The sequence below is a fragment of the Streptomyces sp. NPDC101237 genome (assembly GCF_044767465.1).
GTDB classification, from domain to species: Bacteria; Actinomycetota; Actinomycetes; order Streptomycetales; family Streptomycetaceae; genus Streptomyces; species Streptomyces gramineus.
This window is the reverse complement of the sequence record NZ_JBIWNY010000016.1, coordinates 103,299-124,733: the sequence shown is the minus strand read 5'-3', so window position 1 is coordinate 124,733 and position 21,435 is coordinate 103,299. Positions and strand designations below refer to the sequence as shown.

Annotated in this window: 17 protein-coding genes; 9 read left to right on the top strand and 8 right to left on the bottom strand. The window is 72.6% G+C overall.

The genetic code is table 11. From position 1 onward, the window contains the following. Positions 1 to 8 precede the first annotated feature (8 nt). Both ACIRQ9_RS24500 and ACIRQ9_RS24495 read right to left on the bottom strand, forming a co-directional pair. Positions 9 to 1,127, bottom strand: coding sequence for an ADP-ribosylglycohydrolase family protein (locus ACIRQ9_RS24500; protein WP_404177234.1), 1,119 nt, complete (start codon positions 1,125 to 1,127; stop codon positions 9 to 11). Then, entirely contained in the window at positions 1,124 to 2,464 is a 1,341-nt protein-coding gene (locus ACIRQ9_RS24495; RefSeq protein WP_404177231.1) for an ADP-ribosylglycohydrolase family protein, read from the bottom strand. The genes ACIRQ9_RS24500 and ACIRQ9_RS24495 overlap by 4 nt, the downstream gene beginning before the upstream one ends. Before the next feature lie 305 nt (positions 2,465 to 2,769). On the opposite strand from ACIRQ9_RS24495, the gene ACIRQ9_RS24490 reads away from it, so the two are divergent. From ACIRQ9_RS24490 to ACIRQ9_RS24470, 5 genes are all read left to right on the top strand, one after another. Further along, positions 2,770 to 3,501, top strand: coding sequence for a VIT1/CCC1 transporter family protein (locus tag ACIRQ9_RS24490; RefSeq protein ID WP_404177228.1), 732 nt, complete (start codon positions 2,770 to 2,772; stop codon positions 3,499 to 3,501). A 374-nt stretch (positions 3,502 to 3,875) separates the two neighbouring features. Beyond that, on the top strand, positions 3,876 to 8,471 hold the full coding sequence (gene gltB, locus ACIRQ9_RS24485; protein ID WP_404177225.1) for a glutamate synthase large subunit: 4,596 nt from the start codon (positions 3,876 to 3,878) through the stop codon (positions 8,469 to 8,471). Further along, positions 8,464 to 9,924 (top strand): glutamate synthase subunit beta, encoded by a 1,461-nt coding sequence (locus tag ACIRQ9_RS24480; protein WP_404177222.1) that lies wholly within the window; start codon positions 8,464 to 8,466, stop codon positions 9,922 to 9,924. The genes gltB and ACIRQ9_RS24480 overlap by 8 nt, the downstream gene beginning before the upstream one ends. Positions 9,925 to 9,966: 42 nt before the next feature. Further along, positions 9,967 to 10,485, top strand: a complete 519-nt coding sequence (locus tag ACIRQ9_RS24475) for a VWA domain-containing protein (protein ID WP_404177219.1) — start codon at positions 9,967 to 9,969, stop codon at positions 10,483 to 10,485. Between the two features lie 77 nt (positions 10,486 to 10,562). Continuing rightward, on the top strand, positions 10,563 to 12,224 hold the full coding sequence (locus tag ACIRQ9_RS24470; protein ID WP_404177216.1) for a cytochrome bc complex cytochrome b subunit: 1,662 nt from the start codon (positions 10,563 to 10,565) through the stop codon (positions 12,222 to 12,224). A 74-nt stretch (positions 12,225 to 12,298) separates the two neighbouring features. On the opposite strand, the gene ACIRQ9_RS24465 is transcribed toward ACIRQ9_RS24470, so the two are convergent. Together ACIRQ9_RS24465 and ACIRQ9_RS24460 are read right to left on the bottom strand one after the other, a co-directional pair. After that, positions 12,299 to 13,261, bottom strand: coding sequence for an acyl-CoA dehydrogenase family protein (locus ACIRQ9_RS24465; protein ID WP_404177213.1), 963 nt, complete (start codon positions 13,259 to 13,261; stop codon positions 12,299 to 12,301). 1 nt (position 13,262) lies between these two features. Next, the gene (locus tag ACIRQ9_RS24460; protein WP_404177472.1) at positions 13,263 to 14,402 is read right to left on the bottom strand and encodes an acyl-CoA dehydrogenase family protein; all 1,140 of its coding nucleotides are present in this window, start codon (positions 14,400 to 14,402) and stop codon (positions 13,263 to 13,265) included. Between the two features lie 53 nt (positions 14,403 to 14,455). Here ACIRQ9_RS24460 and ACIRQ9_RS24455 point away from each other — a divergent pair, with 53 nt between their 5' ends. From ACIRQ9_RS24455 to ACIRQ9_RS24445, 3 genes are read left to right on the top strand one after another with little or no spacing between them, the layout of a single operon-like run. Then, entirely contained in the window at positions 14,456 to 15,244 is a 789-nt protein-coding gene (locus tag ACIRQ9_RS24455; RefSeq protein ID WP_404177210.1) for an SDR family oxidoreductase, read from the top strand. A gap of 15 nt (positions 15,245 to 15,259) precedes the next feature. After that, entirely contained in the window at positions 15,260 to 15,871 is a 612-nt protein-coding gene (locus tag ACIRQ9_RS24450) for a TetR/AcrR family transcriptional regulator (RefSeq protein ID WP_404177207.1), read from the top strand. Between the two features lie 46 nt (positions 15,872 to 15,917). After that, positions 15,918 to 17,075 (top strand): acetyl-CoA C-acetyltransferase, encoded by a 1,158-nt coding sequence (locus ACIRQ9_RS24445; protein ID WP_404177204.1) that lies wholly within the window; start codon positions 15,918 to 15,920, stop codon positions 17,073 to 17,075. Here the strand turns inward: ACIRQ9_RS24445 and ACIRQ9_RS24440 are convergent. From ACIRQ9_RS24440 to ACIRQ9_RS24425, 4 genes are read right to left on the bottom strand one after another with little or no spacing between them, the layout of a single operon-like run. Beyond that, entirely contained in the window at positions 17,059 to 18,117 is a 1,059-nt protein-coding gene (locus tag ACIRQ9_RS24440) for an NAD(P)H-dependent flavin oxidoreductase (RefSeq protein ID WP_404177201.1), read from the bottom strand. The genes ACIRQ9_RS24445 and ACIRQ9_RS24440 overlap by 17 nt on opposite strands. Continuing rightward, entirely contained in the window at positions 18,117 to 18,845 is a 729-nt protein-coding gene (locus ACIRQ9_RS24435; protein ID WP_404177198.1) for a CoA-transferase subunit beta, read from the bottom strand. Before ACIRQ9_RS24435 ends, ACIRQ9_RS24440 begins: the two co-directional genes overlap by 1 nt. Beyond that, complete coding sequence (locus tag ACIRQ9_RS24430) at positions 18,845 to 19,693, bottom strand: CoA transferase subunit A (RefSeq protein WP_404177196.1); 849 nt, start codon at positions 19,691 to 19,693, stop codon at positions 18,845 to 18,847. The genes ACIRQ9_RS24435 and ACIRQ9_RS24430 overlap by 1 nt, the downstream gene beginning before the upstream one ends. Next, entirely contained in the window at positions 19,686 to 20,438 is a 753-nt protein-coding gene (locus ACIRQ9_RS24425) for an enoyl-CoA hydratase family protein (protein WP_404177193.1), read from the bottom strand. Before ACIRQ9_RS24425 ends, ACIRQ9_RS24430 begins: the two co-directional genes overlap by 8 nt. A gap of 135 nt (positions 20,439 to 20,573) precedes the next feature. Here ACIRQ9_RS24425 and ACIRQ9_RS24420 point away from each other — a divergent pair, with 135 nt between their 5' ends. Beyond that, positions 20,574 to 21,431: an SDR family oxidoreductase gene (locus ACIRQ9_RS24420; RefSeq protein WP_404177469.1), complete on the top strand. Its 858-nt coding sequence runs from the start codon at positions 20,574 to 20,576 to the stop codon at positions 21,429 to 21,431. Positions 21,432 to 21,435 lie beyond the last annotated feature (4 nt).

Genomic DNA, 21,435 nt, shown 5'->3' with positions numbered 1-21,435 from the left:
GTACCGAATCATCCCCCTGGATGGGCCGGTTGCGTGGCTTCCAGGAGTCCGGCGAGTTCCACGAGGTCGGTGCCGGTGAGGCGGGGGAGGGCGCAGCCGGAGAGGGTGCGGCAGGCGTCCCGCCAGGGCGCCGGGATCGAGTCGCCGCCGCCGAGGGCGCCGGTGAGCGCGCCGGCCAGGGCGGGGGCCGAGTCGGCGACCCGGGAGAGACAGGCGGCGGCGGGGACGGCCTCGGCGATCCGGCCGCGCGCGGCGGTGGCGAGGGCGAGGGCGACCGGGACGGTCTCGGCGGCGGCGATGCCGTAGCTGTAGACGTGGTCGACGATCTGGTGTTCGAGGAGGGGGACGAGCGCGAACGCGCTGTCGGCGGTGGCGGTGAGCGTCAGCGCGTGCCGGGCGTTGCGGCCGATCTCGGTGGCCTCGGGGAGTTCGCCGAGCGCGGCCGCCACACAGGTCTCCACCTCGGCGCCGGCGAGGGCGAGCGCGACGGCCGCCGCCATCGCGCGTGCGCCGTGCACGCCGTCGCCGTCCTGGGTGTAGCGGGCGTCGAACTCGGCGAGGTCGGCGGCGCGCCGGGGATCGCCGGGGTGGGCGACGGCGAGCGCGCAGGCCCGGACGCAGGCGGCGTCGTCGAAGTAGTGCGGGTTGTCGTGGCCGGTGGCGGGCGGGCGCAGACCGGTGGCGAGGTTGCCGAGGCCGGCGCGGACGGAGATCCGGGCCCGCAGCGGGAGCACCGCCGACTCGATCTCGGGGGCGCGTTCGGCCGCGGCGGCGACCTCCGAGGCGACCGCGGTCCAGGTGAGGTCGATGGCGGCGCGGGTGCGCAGTTCCCGGCTGAGGTCGCCGAGGGCGGTGTCGTCACCGGCGCGCAGGACGGCCTCCGCGGCGAAGGCCGCCCACTCCGCGTCGTCGGAGGGGCCGAGCCGGAGCGGCTCGGGCGGCTGGTTCAGGGCGATGGGGACGGGCAGGGTGGTGGTCGCGTTCTGTTCGGCGAAGGTGTCGAGTTCCCTGGTGAGGCGGCGGGTCCACTCCGGCATGCGGGCGGCGCGGTGCCGGGCGGCGGGCCAGCCGGCGGCGTCTCCCGCGGCGAGCCCCAGCAGCAGCCCCTCGATGCGGCGCCGCCTCACCGCTGTCCCTCGCGGCAGTCGCCCTCCAGGGGGCTCGGGCCCGTCACACCCCAGTCCTTCGCCCACCCGCCGGGCGACTCGCCGGCCGGACCGGTGGCCACGGCGGTCGCGGCGGGCCGGGGTTCGGCGAACGGGTCGGCCGGGGGCGGGGCGGTGCCGGGCGGTGACGCCGCCGCCGCGGGCGCCGTGGGGCGGGGCTCGGGTGCCAGGGCGACCGCTGCGGCGGGGCGCGGCTCGGCGCAGGGGCCGGCCGGCGGCGGGGCGGCGTCGGCGGGTGTCGCCGGGGCCGCGGGGCGGGGCTCGGCCGTGGGGAGCTGCGGTGTCGCGGGGCGGGTCCGCGCCGCGCCGGTCAGCAGGTCCGCGACCTCCAGGACGTGCTGTCCCGCCATCGACGGGAGGCAGCTGCCGCGGACCGGGCCGATGGCCGCCGCCCAGTCCCCGGGGATCGCCGCCGCTCCCTGGGTCGCCCCCGCCAGCGCGCCGGCCACCGCCGCGGTGGTGTCCGCGTCGCGGCCCATGTTGACGGCGGTCAGCACCGCGTCCCGGAAGTCGCCGTCCGCCGCCGCGTAGGCGCCGAAGGCCAGGGCCACCGCCTCCGGGGCCAGATCCGTCCACGGGTAGCCGCCGATGACGACCGCCGAGCGGACCGCCCGTTCACCCCGGTGGGCGACCGAGACCGCCCGGCGCAGGGAGCGGGCCGTCCACGAGTCGTCCGGCACCACCGCCAGCGCGGCCGCCACCACCGCGGTCGGCGGTGCGCCCGCCATGGCCGCCGCCACGCCCGCGGCCACCGCCTGGCCGCCGTAGATGCCCTCGCCCTCGTGGCTCACCGAACCGTCGATCGCGACCAGCCGGGCCGCCTCGACGGGCCGGCCCGCCGCGAAGACGCCGAACGGCGCCGCCCGCATGGCCAGGCCGTCGCTCCAGGCGTGCCGGTGCTGGGCGGAGATCGGGGCGGCCAGGCCGCGGCGGAGGTTCTCCAGGGTGCCGCGCTCGCTGAAGCCGGCGCCCTTGAAGGGACCCTCGGCGCGGTCGGCGATCCATTCGTGCCAGGCCGCCTCGACGTGCGCGGTGGTGAGGGCCGAGCCGTGGCGGGCGAGCAGCAGACCGGAGAAGATCGCGTACTCGGTGTCGTCGGTGCCGGCCGGGGTGTCGGTGACGTATCCCGTGATGCGGCCCCAGCGGGCGCGGATCTCGGAGGGCTTCATGTTCTCCGCCGGGGCCCCGAGCGCGTCGCCCACGGCCAGGCCCAGCAGGGCGCCCCGTCCCCGGTCGTGCAGGGGCGAGGGGCGCTCTTCGGGGGCGGGGACCGACGGGGTGCAGACGATCGATGACATGGGCGGACCTCTCCGAAAGGGGTTCCGTGCCGGGGCGCGGGACCGTTTGCGGATGTGTCCCACCAACGGCGGTTGACCGCAGCCTCGACCGCCTCACATCACCCGGTCGACATATGTGCGGCCTATCGCGCAAGTGAGCACGGAAAGGCGAAGCCGCAGGTTAGCCGAGCCTTTCCTTGCTGGCGGCGGGGAATGCCGAGGCGTACTGTCTATGTTGTCAAAAGATGGAATCAGTCCAGACTTAGCTTTGCCTCAGCTTATTCGAGGCCGTTCGAGACCAGTTCTCAGACCATTGGGGGAGCCGCATGGCCGTCATCGAGACCCAGGCGACGCTGCACGAGGCGCACCGCGACAACCACACGCACCGGGACGTGAACGGAGGCTGGCTGCGGCCCGCCGTCTTCGGCGCCATGGACGGACTGGTCTCCAACCTCGCCCTGATCACCGGTGTCGCCGGCGGAGCCGTCGGTCACCAGACCATCGTCATCACCGGGCTCGCGGGACTGGCCGCCGGGGCCTTCTCCATGGCCGCCGGCGAGTACACCTCCGTCGCCTCCCAGCGCGAGCTGGTCGAGGCCGAGCTGGAGGTGGAGCGCCGGGAGCTGCGCCGGCACCCGCAGGACGAGGAGGCCGAGCTGGCCGCGCTCTACGAGGCGAGGGGGGTCGAGGCGTCGCTCGCCCGGGAGGTCGCCCGGCAGCTGTCCGCCGACCCGGAGCAGGCGCTGGAGATACACGCCCGGGAGGAACTCGGCATCGACCCCGGCGACCTGCCCTCGCCCCTGGTGGCCGCGGTGTCCTCGTTCGGCTCGTTCGCGCTCGGCGCGCTGCTGCCGGTGCTTCCGTTCCTGCTCGGCGCCACAGTCCTGTGGCCCGCCCTGCTGCTCGCGTTCGCGGGGCTGTTCGGCTGCGGTGCCGTGGTGGCCAGGGTGACCGCGCGGACCTGGTGGTTCAGCGGCCTGCGGCAGCTGGCGCTCGGCGGCGCCGCGGCCGGTGTGACCTATGCCCTGGGCAGCCTGTTCGGGACCGCCGTAGGATAGATGGACCGCTACTTATGCGGTGGCTTGCATAAGTAGCCGTTACTCGCTGGTTTCGAACGCTTAACCACTGGGCATGAGCCGTACGCACCGCAGGCAAGGGAGCCTGACGTGTACCTGTGGGGTGTCGGCGACGCTCACCCCCGCCCCTGCGGACCTATGGACACGGATCTGTCCGGATCGGTCCCCCGCCACCCTCACCGCGTGAGCGGCACCTCGCCGTAAACCCCCACGGCGTCCGCATGTTGGAACGGTGTATCCAGTTCCCGAGAATCGCTCCATCATGTAACCTGCGTGAAATTTCGCTACAAAAACGCAGAGGGCCAGCGTCGTCCCTCGGCACCTGCTATATGCCACTGACGACGACGGGAGAGCCGATGCGTACGCCGCGCCAGCCGTCCCAGCACTCCACGAATGGCCTGAACTGGTCGTTCATGGATGCTCGCCCTGCTGCGCAGGGTATGTACGACCCCCGTAACGAGCACGACGCCTGCGGCGTCGGCTTCGTGGCCACCCTCACCGGCGAGGCGAGCCATGCGCTGGTCGAGCAGGCGCTCACGGTTCTGCGCAACCTGGAGCACCGCGGCGCGACCGGCTCGGAGCCGGACTCCGGTGACGGCGCCGGCCTGCTCTCCCAGGTGCCCGACGCCTTCTTCCGCGAGGTGGCCGGATTTGAACTGCCCGCGGCCGGTTCCTACGCCGTCGGCATCGCCTTCCTGCCCGAGGACGACACCGAGGACGCCGTCTCACGGATCGAGACGATCGCGGCCGAAGAGGGCCTGACCGTCCTCGGCTGGCGCGAGGTCCCGGTCGCCCCGGGCCTGCTCGGCGCCACCGCCCGCTCCACCATGCCGGTCTTCCGGCAGGTCTTCGTCACCGACCACGCCAGCGAGGGCATCGCGCTGGACCGCAGGTCGTTCGTGCTGCGCAAGCGCGCCGAGCGCGAGGCGGGCGTCTACTTCCCGTCGCTGTCCGCCCGGACGATCGTCTACAAGGGCATGCTGACCACCGGCCAGCTGGAGCCCTTCTTCCCGGACCTGTCCGACCGCCGCTTCGCATCCGCGATCGCGCTCGTGCACTCCCGGTTCTCCACGAACACCTTCCCGTCGTGGCCGCTCGCCCACCCCTACCGGTTCGTCGCCCACAACGGTGAGATCAACACCGTCAAGGGCAACCGCAACTGGATGCGGGCCCGCGAGTCGCAGCTCGTCTCCGACCTGTTCGGCCCGCAGGAGAAGCTGGACCGGGTCTTCCCGATCTGCACGCCCGACGCCTCCGACTCGGCCTCCTTCGACGAGGTGCTGGAACTCCTGCACCTCGGCGGGCGCTCGCTGCCGCACTCCGTGCTGATGATGATCCCGGAGGCGTGGGAGAACCACGTCTCCATGGACCCGGCCCGGCGCGCCTTCTACGGCTACCACGCCACGATGATGGAGCCGTGGGACGGCCCCGCCTGCGTCACCTTCACCGACGGCTCCCAGGTCGGCGCCGTTCTCGACCGCAACGGTCTGCGGCCCGGACGCTACTGGGTCACCGACGAGGGCCTGGTCGTCCTCGGCTCCGAGGTCGGCGTCCTCGACATCGACCCCGCCAAGGTGGTCCGCAAGGGCCGGCTGCAGCCCGGCCGGATGTTCCTCGTCGACACCGTCGAGCACCGCATCATCGAGGACGACGAGATCAAGGCCGGCCTCGCCGCCGCGCAGCCCTACGAGGAGTGGCTGGAAGCCGGCGAGATCGAGCTCGGCGACCTGCCCGAGCGCGAGCACATCGTGCACACCCACGCCTCGGTCGCCCGCCGCCAGCAGACCTTCGGCTACACCGAGGAGGAGCTGCGCGTCCTGCTGGCGCCCATGGCCAAGTCCGGCGCCGAGCCGATCGGCTCCATGGGCACCGACTCGCCCATCGCCGCGCTGAGCGAGCGCCCGCGCCTGCTCTTCGACTACTTCACCCAGCTGTTCGCGCAGGTCACCAACCCGCCGCTGGACGCGATCCGTGAAGAGCTGGTCACCTCGCTGCGCTCCTCCCTCGGCCCGGCCGGCAACCTGCTCGACCCGAACGCCGCCTCCTGCCGCTCGGTCGTGCTGCCCTTCCCGGTGATCGACAACGACGAGCTGGCCAAGCTCATCCACATCAACGCCGACGGCGACATGCCCGGCTTCAAGGCCGCGACCCTGTCCGGCCTGTACCGGGTCTCCGGCGGCGGCGACGCGCTCGCCGCGCGGATCGAGGAGATCTGCGCCGAGGCCGACGCGGCCATCGGCAACGGCGCCCGCCTGATCGTCCTGTCGGACCGGCACTCGGACGCCGAGCACGCCCCGATCCCCTCGCTGCTGCTCACCTCGGCCGTCCACCACCACCTCATCCGCACCAAGCAGCGCACCCGCGTGGGCCTGCTCGTCGAGGCCGGTGACGTCCGCGAGGTCCACCACGTGGCCCTGCTGATCGGGTTCGGCGCCGCCGCCGTCAACCCGTACCTGGCCATGGAGTCCGTCGAGGACCTGACCCGCGCCGGCACCTTCCTGCCGGGCATGGACCCCGAGCAGGCCATCCGCAACCTGATCTACGCCCTCGGCAAGGGCGTCCTGAAGGTCATGTCCAAGATGGGCATCTCCACGGTCGCCTCCTACCGGGGTGCCCAGGTCTTCGAGGCCGTCGGTCTCGACACCGCCTTCGTCGAGAAGTACTTCAACGGCACCGCCACCAAGATCGGCGGCGTCGGCATCGACGTCGTCGCCAAGGAGGTGGCCGCCCGCCACGCCAAGGCCTACCCGGCCTCCGGCATCGCGCCGGCCCACCGCACCCTGGACATAGGCGGCGAGTACCAGTGGCGCCGCGAGGGCGAGCCGCACCTGTTCGACCCGGAGACGGTCTTCCGCCTCCAGCACTCGACCCGCGCGAACCGCTACGACATCTTCAAGAAGTACACGGACCGCGTGAACGAGCAGTCCGAGCGGCTGATGACGCTCCGCGGCCTCTTCGGCTTCAAGAGCGACCGCCCGTCGATCCCCGTCGACGAGGTCGAGCCGGTCTCCGAGATCGTCAAGCGGTTCTCCACCGGCGCCATGTCCTACGGCTCCATCTCGCGCGAGGCCCACGAGACCCTCGCCATCGCCATGAACCAGCTGGGCGGCAAGTCCAACACCGGTGAGGGCGGCGAGGACCCGGAGCGCCTGTACGACCCGGCCCGGCGCAGCGCCATCAAGCAGGTCGCCTCCGGCCGCTTCGGCGTCACCTCCGAGTACCTGGTCAACGCCGACGACATCCAGATCAAGATGGCCCAGGGCGCCAAGCCCGGCGAGGGCGGCCAGCTGCCCGGCCACAAGGTCTACCCGTGGGTCGCCAAGACCCGGCACTCCACCCCGGGCGTCGGCCTCATCTCGCCGCCGCCGCACCACGACATCTACTCCATCGAGGACCTGGCCCAGCTGATCCACGACCTCAAGAACGCGAATCCGCAGGCGCGGATCCACGTCAAGCTGGTCTCGGAGGTCGGCGTCGGCACGGTCGCCGCGGGTGTCTCCAAGGCGCACGCGGACGTCGTGCTCATCTCCGGCCACGACGGCGGCACCGGCGCCTCGCCGCTGACGTCGCTGAAGCACGCCGGCGGTCCCTGGGAGCTGGGCCTCGCCGAGACCCAGCAGACCCTGCTCCTCAACGGCCTGCGGGACCGGATCGTGGTGCAGACCGACGGCCAGCTCAAGACCGGCCGTGACGTCGTGATCGCCGCGCTGCTCGGCGCCGAGGAGTTCGGTTTCGCCACCGCGCCGCTCGTCGTCTCCGGCTGCATCATGATGCGCGTCTGTCACCTCGACACCTGTCCGGTCGGCGTCGCCACCCAGAACCCGGTGCTGCGCGACCGCTTCTCCGGCAAGGCCGAGTACATCGTGAACTTCTTCCGGTTCATCGCCGAGGAGGTCCGCGAGATCCTCGCCGAGCTGGGTTTCCGTTCCATCGAGGAGGCCGTCGGCCACGCCGGGACCCTCGACGTCACCCGCGCCGTGAACCACTGGAAGGCGCAGGGCCTGGACCTGGCCCCGCTCTTCCACGTGCCCGAGCTGCCCGAGGGCGCCGCCCTGCACCGGACCGTCGCCCAGGACCACGGCCTGGAGAAGGCCCTGGACAACGAGCTGATCAAGCTCGCCTCGGACGCCCTGGCCGCCTCCACCGCCACCGACGCCCAGCCGGTGCGCGCCCAGATCAAGGTCCGCAACATCAACCGGACGGTCGGCACCATGCTCGGCCACGAGGTGACGAAGAAGTTCGGCGGCGCCGGTCTGCCCGACGACACCATCGACATCACCTTCACCGGCTCGGCCGGCCAGTCCTTCGGCGCGTTCCTGCCGCGCGGTGTCACCCTCCGCCTGGAGGGCGACGCCAACGACTACGTCGGCAAGGGCCTCTCCGGCGGCCGGATCATCGTGCGCCCCGACCGCGAGGCCGACCATCTCGCCGAGTACTCCACGATCGCCGGCAACACCATCGCCTACGGCGCGACCGGCGGCGAGCTGTTCCTGCGCGGCCGGACCGGCGAGCGGTGCTGCGTCCGCAACTCCGGTGCGCTGGTGGTCTCCGAGGGCGTCGGCGACCACGGCTGCGAGTACATGACCGGCGGCCACGCGGTGGTCCTCGGCGAGACGGGCCGCAACTTCGCGGCCGGCATGTCCGGTGGCATCGCCTACGTCATCGACCTCGACCGCGACAACGTCAACGTCGGCAACGTGGACGCCGTCGAGGCCCTGGACGACGCGGACCGGCAGTGGCTGCACGACGTGGTGCGCCGGCACGCCGAGGAGACCGGCTCCACCGTCGCCGAGAAGCTGCTCGCCGACTGGGACACGGCCGCCCGCCGGTTCAGCAAGATCATCCCCAGCACGTACAAGGCAGTGCTCGCCGCCAAGGACGCCGCCGAGCGAGCGGGTCTCTCCGAGACCGAGATCACCGAGAAGATGATGGAGGCGGCGACCAATGGCTGACCCGAAGGGCTTCCTGAACCACGGCCGCGAGGTCGCCCGGACCCGTCCCGTCAGCGAGCGCGTCAAGGACTGGAACGAGGTCTACGTCCCCGGCTCGCTGCTGCCGATCATCAGCAAGCAGGCCAGCCGGTGCATGGACTGCGGCATCCCGTTCTGCCACAACGGCTGTCCGCTCGGGAACCTGATCCCCGAGTGGAACGACTTCGCCTACCGCGAGGACTGGACGGCCGCCTCCGAGCGCCTGCACGCCACCAACAACTTCCCGGAGTTCACCGGCCGCCTGTGCCCGGCGCCGTGCGAGTCGGCGTGCGTGCTCGGCATCAACCAGCCGGCCGTCACCATCAAGAACGTCGAGGTCTCGATCATCGACAAGGCGTGGGACGCGGGCACCGTCGCCCCGCAGGCCCCCGAGCGCCTGTCCGGCAAGACCGTCGCCGTGATCGGCTCGGGCCCCGCGGGCCTCGCCGCCGCCCAGCAGCTGACCCGGGCCGGCCACACGGTCGCCGTCTACGAGCGCGCCGACCGCGTCGGCGGCCTGCTCCGCTACGGCATCCCCGAGTTCAAGATGGAGAAGCGGCACATCAACCGCCGTATCGAGCAGATGCGCGCGGAGGGCACCCGCTTCCGTACCGGTGTCGAGATCGGCGTCGACCTCAAGGCGACCGACCTCAGGAAGCGGTACGACGCGGTCGTGATCGCCGCCGGTGCGACGACCGCCCGTGACCTGCCGGTCCCCGGACGCGAACTGCGCGGCGTCCACCAGGCGATGGAGTACCTGCCGCTGTCCAACAAGGTCCAGGAGGGCGACTACGTGGTGTCGCCCATCTCGGCGGAGGGCAAGCACGTCGTCGTCATCGGCGGCGGAGACACCGGCGCCGACTGCGTGGGCACCGCCCACCGCCAGGGCGCGGCCTCGGTCACCCAGCTGGAGATCATGCCCCGGCCGGGCGAGGACCGCGCGCCGCACCAGCCGTGGCCGACCTTCCCGATGCTCTACAAGGTCACCTCCGCGCACGAGGAGGGCGGCGAGCGGATCTACGCCGTCTCCACCACCCACTTCGAGGGCGACGAGGACGGCAACGTCCAGTGGCTGCACCTGACCGAGGTGGAGTTCGTCGACGGCAAGCTGACCCCGCAGCCGGGCACCGAGCGCCGGATCCCGGCCCAGCTGGTCACCCTCGCCATGGGCTTCACCGGCACCGACCGGGCCAACGGCCTGGTCGAGCAGTTCGGTCTCGACCTCGACGAGCGCGGCAACGTCGCCCGCGACGCCGACTTCCAGACCAACGTGCCCGGCGTCTTCGTCGCCGGTGACGCCGGCCGCGGCCAGTCCCTGATCGTCTGGGCGATCGCGGAGGGCCGCTCGGCCGCCAAGGGCGTCGACCGCTTCCTGACCGGAGCGAGCGACCTCCCGGCCCCGATCCGCCCGACGGACCGTTCCCTGATGGTCTGACCCACCCCCGAGAACGTCCCGTACAAAGGCGTACGGAACACCATGCGGCGCCTGCCCGCCAGTCCCCGACCGGACGACTGGGCAGGTGCCGCAGCGTTTCCGCGATCAAGTAACCTCGGCCCGAGGACGGTGGATTCGGGGGGTGCGGGGATGGCCGCGATCGGGCACATGGGGAAGACCAGTTACCACCTGGCCATGGACGCCGTCATCGACCACTACCTGGACAGCGGAGCCACCGCGCCCGCCCTGGTCGTCTTCCAGACCGACGGCGGCCCGGTCAGCAGGCCCGCCGCCGAACGCCATCTGTGCAAGGCGGCCAGGTTGCCGCTGTTCTGGCAGTTCGTCGGCTTCGGCGACCCGCACGGCAGACAGTTCGACTTCCTGCGCAGGCTCGACGACCTCGCGGTGCCGGGCAGGCGCGTGGTGGACAACGCGGGCTTCTTCCACGCCGGTGAGGATCCGGGGAAGATGCCGGACGGCGAACTGTACGACCGTCTCGTCGGCGAGTTCCCGCGGTGGCTGACGGCGGCGCGGGCGGCGGGCATCACCGGGACGGCCTGAGTTCACGTCGCCCCGTTGGCGGCAGCGTTCCGGCGTGCCACCCTGAGGGATGATCCGGCGGGGAGGCGACGCGACGTATGGACGACGCGGCACGAACGGTGAACGGCTCGGTACGGGTGGGAAGTTCGGCCGAGAGGGCGAACCCGCCGGGCAACGGTGAGCGGCTCGCGGACTGGGCCGACGGACGGCTCGGGATATACGGCCTGGCCAAGGCCAACATGCGCAAGGTGTTCCCGGACCACTGGTCCTTCATGCTGGGTGAGGTCTGCCTCTACAGCTTCCTCATCCTGATCCTCACGGGCATCTACCTCACCCTGTTCTTCGAGCCCAGCGGCGCCGAGGTGGTCTACCACGGCTCCTACGAGCCGATGAACGGCATCATCATGACCAAGGCGTACGAGTCGACGCTGCACATCAGCTTCGACGTGCGCGGCGGGCTGCTGATCCGGCAGATCCACCACTGGGCGGCGCTGGTCTTCGTCGCCGGCATGCTCGTCCACATGATGCGGGTGTTCTTCACCGGCGCCTTCCGCAAGCCGCGCGAGATCAACTGGCTGTTCGGCTGGACGCTGCTGTTCCTCGCCATCCTCACCGGCCTGACCGGCTACTCCCTCCCGGACGACCTGCTCTCCGGCACCGGCGTCCGGTTCGCCGACGGCGCGATCCTGTCGATCCCGATCGTCGGCTCGTACATCTCGTTCTTCCTGTTCGGCGGCGAGTTCCCGGGCCACGACATCATCTCGCGGTTCTTCCCGATCCACGTCCTGCTGCTGCCCGGGATCATGCTGGGCCTGGTGGTGGCCCATCTGATCCTGGTCTTCTACCACAAGCACACCCAGTACCCCGGGCCCGGACGCGACCAGAAGAGCGTCGTCGGCATGCCGTTCCTGCCGGTCTACATGGCCAAGGCCGGCGGCTTCTTCTTCCTCACCTTCGGCATCCTCGCGATCATCGGCGCCGTCGCCACCGTCAACCCGGTGTGGGCGTTCGGGCCCTACCGGCCGGACCTGGTGACCACCGGCGCGCAGCCCGACTGGTACCTCGGCTTCTCCGAGGGGCTGATCCGCGTCATGCCCGGCTGGGAGATCAACGCCTGGGGCCACACGCTGGAACTGGGCGTCCTCATCCCCTTCTCGGTCTTCCCGCTGTTCCTGCTGGCCATCGGCGTCTACCCGTTCATCGAGGCGTGGATCACCGGCGACCGGCGCGAGCACCACATCCTCGACCGGCCGCGCAACACCCCCGTCCGCACCGGCCTCGGCGTGGCCTGGCTCAGCGTGTACTTCGTGCTGCTCGTCGGCGGCGGCAACGACATCGTCGCCACCCATCTCCATCTCTCCATCAACGCGATCACCTGGTTCGTCCGGATCTCCGTCTTCGTGGTGCCCGTCCTCGCCTTCGTCACCACCAAACGGATCTGTCTCGGCCTGCAGCGCCGGGACCGCGACAAGGTGCTGCACGGCAGGGAGACCGGCCTCATCAAGCTGCTGCCGCACGGCGAGTACATCGAGGTCCACGAACCCCTCAGCCAGAGCAGCCTGTTCACGCTCACCCAGCACGAACAGAACCCGCCGTACGAGATCGGCCCGCAGGAGGACGCCAACGGGGTGCGCCGCAAGGTCACCCTCGTCCAGCGGATGCGCGCGAGCCTCGCGAAGGGCATGTACGGCCCGGACACCCACGTCCCGAAGCCGACGCGGGAGGAGTACAAGGAGCTCACCAGCGGGGACCACCACTAGAACGGCCCGAGGCCGGGCGCCCCGGAAAGGTGCGGGGGGGGGAAGCGGCGCGACCGGTCCGGGCCGGTCCGCGATCAGGTGCCGCCCGCGAGGACGTCTCTCCGGCACTCCTGCGGTGTCCCCCAGACCCCCCGCAGCGCCCGCGCCTTGGTCAGCCACAACGACAGGCCGTACTCCTCGGTGTAGCCGATCGCCCCGTGCAGTTGCAGCGCGGCCCGCGCACTCGCGCAGGCCGCCTCGCACGCGGTCAGCTTCGCCGCGGCCACGTCCCTCGCGGTCATCGTGACCGCCGCTCCGAAGACCATCGGCCGGGCGAACTCCAGCGCGATCTTCACGTCGGCCAGCCGGTGCTTCACCGCCTGGAACGACCCGACGGGCACGCCGAACTGCATGCGCTGCCCGACGTACGCGACCGTCCTGTCGAGCAGCGCCGACCCGACCCCCAGCGCCTGCGCGGCCGTGGCCAGCCGGGCCCAGGTCCCCGCCCGCGCCCACGGCGGGTCCGCGCGCAGCAGTTCGCCGACCGGAAGCAGCGGGGCGAGCCGGCGGGCCGGGTCCAGGGACCTGCGTACCGCCCCGGCTCCGGAGGACAGCCGCATGCCCTCCGGAGCCGCCGCGAGCCGCACGTCGGCCGCGTCCCCGTCCAGCGCCGGCCCGTACCCGTGCTGCTCGAACGCCACCGTCGCCACCGTGCCGCCGGACGCGATCCCCGGCAGGAACCGCCGGGCGAGGCCCGCGCCGTCGTCGAGCAGCACCGCGGCCGCGACCGTCTCCGCCAGCGGCCCCGGCACCGCGAACCGCCCCAGCTCGACGAAGGCCAGGGCGAGTTCGACGGGCCGCCGGCCCGCACCGCCGTACTCCTCCGGCACCGCGAGCCCGAACACCCCGGCCGCGCCGAGCCGGCTCCACAGCGCTCGCCCGCTCGCCCGCTCGCCCCGGCTCCAGTCGCGTGCCACCGCCGGGGTGTCCGCCGCCGTCAGCAGCCCGCGCAGGGCGCCGGCGAAGTCCCGCTGCTCGGTGTCGAGACGAAAGCGCATGTCAGCGGCGTCCCTTCGGCAGGCCGAGCAGCCGCTCGGCGATGATGTCCCGCTGGATCTCGTTGGTGCCCGCGTAGACGGGCCCGGCGAGGGAGAAGACGTATCCCTCGGACCACGGGGTGTCCGCCGACTCGCCCTCCGCGCCGAGCAGATCCAGCGCCGTCTCGTGCAGCGCCAGGTCCAGTTCGGACCAGAACACCTTGTTCAGGCTGGACTCCGGACCGAGCGCCTCGCCGTCCAGGACGCGGGCGGCGGCCGCGTAGGTGAAGAGCTGGTACGCGCGGGCGCCGACGACGGCGTCGGCCACCCCGGCCGCGGCCGACTCCGGCTCGCCGCGCGCCCGCCAGAGGTCCCGCAGCCGGTCGGCGGCGGCCAGGAACCGGCCGGGCGACCGCAGCGTCAGCCCCCGCTCGTTGGCCGCCGTCGACATCGCGATCCGCCAGCCCTCGCCCGGCCGGCCGAGCACGTCCTCGTCGGGGACGAACACCTCGTCCAGGGAGAGCTCGGCGAACGCCGGCTTCCCGTCGAGGCGGCCGATCGGACGGACCGTCACCCCCGGGGCGCGCAGGTCGAACATCAGATAGGTGAGCCCCTGGTGCGGCCTCGGCGCGTCGGGATCGCTGCGGAACAGGCCGAACGCGCGGTCCGCGAACGCGGCCCGCGACGACCAGGTCTTGAGGCCGCTCAGCAGCCAGCCGCCGTCCGTACGGACCGCCCTGGAGGTGAGGGAGGCCAGGTCGGAACCGGCCCCTGGCTCGGACCAGGCCTGCGCCCAGACCACCTCGCCGGTGGCCATCGGCGGCAGCACCCGGGCCCGCTGCTCCTCGGTGCCGTGGGCGAGGAGGACCGGCGCGAGCAGGCTGACGCCGTTCTGGCCGACCCGGCCCGGCGCGCCCGCCGCGTGGTACTCCTCCTCGAAGACCAGCCAGCGGACCAGCCCCGCGTCCCGGCCGCCGTACCGCTCCGGCCAGTTCACCACCGACCAGCGGTCCGCGGCCAGTTCGGCCTCCCACGCGCGGTGCGCCGCGAAGCCCTCCGCGGTCTCCAGGGAGGGCGGCGCGGGGTCGGGCACGTGCCGGGCGAGCCAGGCGCGGGCCTCGGCGCGGAACTCCTCGTCGGCCGGGGTGTGGGTGAGGTCCACGGTCGCCGTCACCATCCTTCCCTAACAAGTGTTTGGTAGGTTAGCGTGGGCCCATGACAGGCGTCGAGAGTCCGGAGTACGTGCCCGGGCACGGGCTGCTGGCGGGGCGCACCGCGGTGGTGACCGCGGCGGCCGGGACCGGGATCGGCGGTGCCACCGCGCGCCGCTTCCTGGAGGAGGGCGCCCGCGTGCTGATCAGCGACGCGCACGCGCGCCGGCTGAAGGAGTACGAGGCCGAACTGGCCGGCACGCACCCGGGCGCGGTGACCGCCGTGCCCTGCGACGTGACGGACGAACGGCAGGTGCGAGCCCTGTTCGAGGCCGCCGTACGGGACCACGGCCGGCTCGACATCGTCGTCAACAACGCCGGTCTGGGCGGCACTTCGGCCCTGGTCGACATGGACGACGCGCAGTGGTCGGCAGTCCTGGACGTCACCCTCAACGGCACCTTCCGCTGCCTGCGCGCCGCCCTGCGGCACTTCCGCGAGAGCGGCCGGGGCGGCGTCGTCGTCAACAACTCCTCCGTCGTCGGCTGGCGCGCCCAGGCCGGGCAGGCCCACTACGCCGCCGCCAAGGCCGGGGTGATGGCGCTGACCCGGTGCGCGGCGGTCGAGGCGGCCGAGTACGGCGTGCGGGTCAACGCGGTGGCGCCCAGCCTCGCCATGCATCCGCACCTGGTGAAGGTGACCTCCGCCGAACTGCTCGCGGAGCTGACCGCGCGCGAGGCCCTCGGGCGGTACGCCGAGCCCTGGGAGGTGGCCAACACGATCGTCTTCCTGGCGTCCGGCTACTCCTCCTACCTCACCGGAGAGGTCGTCTCCGTCAGCAGCCAGCACCCGTAGGACCAGAATGGACCCGTGCCGACCAAGAAGAAGCCCCAGGTGACCGCCGCCCCCGCCCGGCGCCGCGAACTCCTCGAGACCGCCGCCGAGGTCTTCGCCGAACAGGGCTACAACGCCACCACCGTGCGGAAGATCGCGGACCACGCGGGCATGCTCGCGGGCAGCCTCTACTACCACTTCGACTCCAAGGAATCGATGCTGGAGGAGATCCTGCGGACCTTCCTCGACGAGCTCTGGGACGGCTACGACACCGTCCTGGACGCCGGGCTCGGTCCCCGCGAGACCCTCGAAGCCCTGGTCACCGAGTCCTTCCGGGAGATCGACCGGCACCGCGCCGCCGTGGCGATCTATCAGAAGGAGAGCAGACAGCTGGTCACGCAGGAGAGGTTCACCTTTCTCGCCGAGTCCCAGCGCAAGTTCGAGAAGGCGTGGCTGGCCACGCTGGAGCGCGGGGTCGCCGCGCGCGTCTTCCGCGCCGACCTCGACGTCCGCCTCACGTACCGGTTCGTGCGCGACACCGTGTGGGTCGCCGCCTCCTGGTACCGGCCCGGCGGACAGCACAGCCCGGAGGAGATCGCCCGGCAGTACCTGTCCATGGTCCTGGACGGGATCGCCGTGCGCGCCTAGCCCACCCATTCGCTGAAAGCCCCTTTCTGCCGAGGGAGTCGCCGATATGGCCGAGGCCTACATAGTCGAAGCGGTCCGCACACCGGTCGGGCGCCGCCGGGGCGCACTGAGCGCGGTCCACCCGGCCGACCTCGGCGCCCATGTGCTGACCGCGCTGGTCCAGCGGTCGGGCATCGACCCGGCCGCCGTCGAGGACGTCGTCTTCGGCTGCCTCGACGCGGTCGGACCGCAGGCCGGTGACATCGCCCGCACCTGCTGGCTGGCGGCCGGGCTGCCCGAGGAGGTGCCCGGCGTCACCGTCGACCGGCAGTGCGGTTCCTCGCAGCAGGCCGTGCACTTCGCCGCGCAGGCCGTGCTCTCCGGCACCCAGGACCTGGTGGTCGCGGGCGGTGTCCAGAACATGTCCCAGATCCCGATCGCCTTCGCCTCCCGGCGGGCCGCCGAACCGCTCGGGCTGACCGAGGGCCCCTTCCTCGGCAGCGAGGGCTGGCGCGCCCGGTACGGCAGGCAGCCCGTCAACCAGTTCGCCGGCGCCGAGACGATCGCCGCCACGTGGGGCATCAGCCGCCGCGACCAGGAGGAGTTCGCCCTGAACTCCCACCGCAGGGCGCTGCGCGCCATCGACGAGGGCCGCTTTGAACGCGAGATCGCGCCCTACCGCTCGGTCGCCGTGGACGAGGGCCCGCGCCGTGACACCTCCCTGGAGAAGATGGCCGCCCTGAAGCCGGTCATGGACGGCGGCACCATCACCGCCGCCTGCTCCTCCCAGGTCTCCGACGGCGCCGCCGCGATGCTGCTCGCCTCCGAACGGGCCGTGCGTGCCCACGGGCTGCGCCCCCGGGCACGCGTCCACCACCTCTCCGTCCGCGGCGAGGACCCCATCCGGATGCTCTCCGCGCCGATCCCGGCCACCGCGCACGCCCTGAAGAAGACCGGCCTCACCATCGACGCCCTCGACCTCGTCGAGATCAACGAGGCCTTCGCCCCGGTCGTCCTCGCCTGGCTCAAGGAGACCGGTGCCGACCCCGCCAGGGTCAACGTCAACGGCGGCGCGATCGCCCTCGGCCACCCGCTCGGCGCCACCGGTGTCCGGCTGATGACCACCCTCCTGCACGAACTGGAACGCACCGGCGGCCGTTTCGGACTCCAGACGATGTGCGAGGGCGGCGGCCAGGCGAACGTGACGATCATCGAACGGCTCTGAGGCCCGCCAGTTCCCGCACCACCTCGTCCGCCTCCTCCATGACGCGCGCCACCAGCTCCGCGCACGACGGCAGGTCGTCGATCACCCCGGCGACCTGTCCGGCCGCCATCACCCCGAGGTCCGCGCGGCCGTCCACCATCGCCGACTTGAGCAGCATCGGGGTGTTGGCGGCCAGCAGCAGCCGGCTCCAGGAGAGGTCCTTGCCGTGCCGCAGGGCGAGTCCGTCGCGGACCAGCTGACGCCAGGTCAGGCCGGTCAGGCGGCGGAAGACGGCCGCGTGGCGGACCGCCCGCAGCAGCCGCAGCGTCCGGCCGGTGTTCTCCAGGGAGTCCACCAGCGGAGTGCGCAGCATCCGGTGCGGCAGGCCGTCCACCGCCCTGGTCACCGTGACGTCCTTGACCGTCGCCGCCAGATACCTCGCCTTCACCGCGTCGGGCACCGTCGAGTCGGAGGTGAGCAGGAATCGCGTGCCCATCGCCACCCCCGCCGCCCCGTAGGCCAGCGCCGCCACCAGCCCCCGCCCGTCGAAGAACCCGCCGGCCGCCACCACCGGTATCCGCACCGCGTCCACCACCTGCGGCAGCAGCACGCTCGTGGCCACCTCGCCGGTGTGCCCGCCGCCCTCACCGCCCTGCACGATCACCGCGTCCGCCCCCCAGGCCGCGACCTTCTCGGCATGCCGCCGCGCCCCCACGGAGGGGATCACCAGCACGCCCGCCGCCTTCAGTTCGGCGATCAGCTCGGGGGAGGGGGCCAGCGCGAACGACGCCACCCGCACACCCCCGTCGACGATCAGCCGCACCCGCTCCCCGGCGTCGGCCGCGTCCGCCCGCAGGTTGACCCCGAACGGCGCGTCCGTGCGGCACCGCACCTCGGCGATCGCGGCCCGCAGCTGATCGAGGGTCATGGTGGCGGAGGCCAGGATGCCGAGGGCGCCGGCGTTGGCCGCCGCGGAGACCAGGCGGGGGCCCGCCACCCAGCCCATCCCCGTCTGCACGACCGGATGCCGGACCCCGACCAGCCGGGTGAGCGCTGTCTCCATCAGCCCGCGACCTCCTTCGCCCGCGCACCGGCCGGATCCAGCACCTCGCGGAGCAGCCGCAGCTCCTCCGCGGCCGGTTCCCGGGTGCGGGGCACCTCGGCCGGGACCGTGAGGGCGAAGCCGGTCGCCTCCCGCACCTGTTCGACGGTCACGCCCGGATGGAGCGCGGCCAGCCGCATCGAGCGGTCCGGCGTCTCGAAGTCGAAGACACCCAGGTCGGTGACGACCCGCGGGATGCGGTGGAAGCGTTCGGTGCCCGGGTTGTGGGCCACCCGGTCGTACCCCACCCCGCACACCACGTCGACCTTCGCCACGAACACCCGCCGGGAGTGCTTCGGCACCCAGTAACTGGTCGGGTTGTTCAGCGTGTTCAGGGGCGCTCCGCGCACCCCCAGCAGCTGGCGGCGGGGCCGCGACCAGTCGCCGATGGCCGAGATGTTCTGGTTGCCGAACCGGTCGAGCTGGCTGGCGCCCATCATCACGTGCCGGCGGCCGCCGGCGACCAGCGCGAGGTGCTGCCGGTAGGGCAGCCAGCCCTCGGGGGTGCCGTCCGGGCGGACCAGCAGCGCCTCGCCGTCGGTCAGCAGCAGGTCGGGGGCGAAGGTGAGCCGGGCCAGCCGCGCCCCCAGGGAGGGGATCAGCCCCATCGGGCTGGCCAGGATCTCGCCGGAGCCGCGCCAGGCCTCGGCGCAGGCGACGACGCAGTGGTCGGCACGCAGCACGTCCATCAGCCCCGCCCCTTTCGCCAGTCACGCACCGCGGACCGGTAGGCCTGCTCGTCCCCGGACAGGAACCGCTCGGCGAACTCCGCCCACGGCGTCGTCGCGTACAGCCGCTGGAACTCCTCGTCCCGCCCGTGGTCGGGCGCGCAGGAGGTGAAGTGCGCACCGCCCGGCGCCTCCACCACCCCCGTCACATGCAGCCGCTTCAGCAGCAGCGTCTGGACGGCCGCGGCCTTCGTCAGCTCGGCCGTGTCCACGATCTGCTCGCAGGAGACGTAGGCGGTGTCCGCCGCCGCGCAGAACAGGTCGTCGAAGTACGGGTCCGGGCCCAGGTACTGCCCGTTGCCCAGCCGGTCGGCGCGGTTGACGTGGACCAGGGCCGCGTCCAGGCGCAGGGCCGGCATCGCCACGAACGTCTCCCCGTCGTCGTACGGCGACGTCACCGTCCGCAGGCCGGGGCCGGTCCGCATGACGTCCGAGCCGAGCCCGGCGCGCACCGGCAGGAACGGCAGGCGGTCGGCGGCCGCGCGCAGGCCCCACATGAACATGCCCTCGTCCACCTCCGTCAGCTCGAAGGCCCCGCGCTCGCGCGCCGCCCGGTAGTGCGGTTCCAGCGGGACGGAGTCGAGGGTCACGAAGGCCGTCACCAGCTTGCGGATCCGGCCGGCCGCCGCCAGCATCCCGACGTCCGGGCCGCCGTAGGCGACCACGGTGAGGTCGTCGACGCCGCTCCGGAGCAACGCCCTGACCAGGGCCATCGGCTTGCGCCGTGAGCCCCAGCCGCCGATGCCCAGGGTCATGCCGCTGGCCAGCCGGGAGACGGCCTCGTCGGCGGTCATCGTCTTGTCAGTCACTGCCCGCACCCTCCTTCCCGAAGGTGTCACGGACCCGGTCGGCCACCCCGCTGAGGGCGGCCTCGAAGGTGAAGCCCTGCTCCAGCCGGTAGCTGCGCCGCACGTCGACGGGGTCGATGCCGTTGATGGCGGCCTTGGCCAGGCGCAGCAGCCGGCCGTCCTTCGCGGCGATCTCGCGCGCCAGGTCCAGCGCCGCCTCCGGCAGTGCGTCGCGCGGCACCACCCGCCACACCGAGCCGTGCGCGTGCAACTGCGCCGCGGTCGCCGTGCGCGCGGTGTAGTACAGCGTCCGCATCAGGTGCGGCGGGACCAGCCGCGCCAGGTGGGTGGCCGCGCCTAGGGCGCCCCGGTCCAGCTCGGGCAGCCCGAACACGGCGTCCTCGCTCGCGACGATCGCGTCCGCGTTGCCCACCAGGCCTATCCCGCCGCCCAGACAGAAGCCGTGCACGGCCGCCACCACCGGGGTCTCGCACTCGTACACCGCCGCGAAGGCCTCCGCGCAGCCCCGGTTGGCGCCGAGCAGCGCCTCGTGCCCGTCCGTCTGTATCTCCTTGATGTCCACGCCCGCGTTGAACCCGCGGCCGCGCGCGGCCAGCACCACGCACCGGGTCCCCGGGTCGCGGCCCGCCGCGCGCACCGCCTGCGCCAGCTCGAACCAGCCGCGCACCGGCAGCGCGTTCACCGGCGGGTGGTCGACGGTGACCTGCGCGACGCCTTTTTCCGGAAACGAGGTGGAGACACCCATGGACGCATCAGCTACCTTCGCACTCAACAACCTTTCCACCAAACATTTGTTAGGTGTGGCTTCGAAGCTAGCAGCCGGTGCGAGCAAGCGGGAGGCCCTGTGGAAAACCTGGCGCCAGGCACGGCGGACGGCTCACTGCGCGGCCGGACCGTCGTGGTCACCGGCGGCACCCGGGGCGTGGGAGCGGGGATCGCCCGCGCCTTCGCCGACGCGGGCGCGCAGGTCACGGCCTGTGCCCGCCGGCCGCCCGAGCAGCCTTTGGACGGCGTCGATTTCACGCCGCTCGACCTGCGCGACCCGCCCGCCGTCCGCGCCTTCTTCGACGCCCTGCCCCGCCTCGACGTGCTCGTCAACAACGCCGGCGGCACCCCCCACCGGCGGCTTGCCGAAGCGGACGCCGAGCGGCACGCACGGGTCGTCGAGCTGAACCTGATCACCCCGCTGACCGCGTCCCTCGCCGCCTACGCGCACCTGCGCCGGGCCCGGGGCGCCGTGGTGATGATCGGCAGCGTCAGCGGCGGCCGCCCCTCACCGGGCTCGGCCGCCTACGGAGCGGCCAAGGCGGGACTGGAGAGCCTGGCCCGGTCCATGGCGGCCGAGTGGGCCCCGGAGGTCCGGGTCAACACGCTGGTCGTCGGCATGGTCCGCACCGAACTGGCCCACCTGCACTACGGCGGCCCGGACGGCATCGACGCCGTCTCCCGCACCGTCCCGCTCGGCCGCCTGGCCGCACCGTCCGACGTCGGCGCCGCGGCCCTCTTCCTCGCCTCCGACGCGGCCGCGTACATCAGCGGGGCGAGCCTGCTCGTGCACGGCGGCGGAGAACGGCCCGCCTTTCTCGACGCCGCGACGGCCGGCAGGCCGTCGGACCAAGGGGACCGAGAGGACCGAGAGGACCGAGAGGACCAAGAGGACCAAGAGGACCAAGAGGACCGAGAGGACCGAGAGGACCGAGATGACAGAAGGACCGAGATGACAGAAGGACCGAGATGACAGG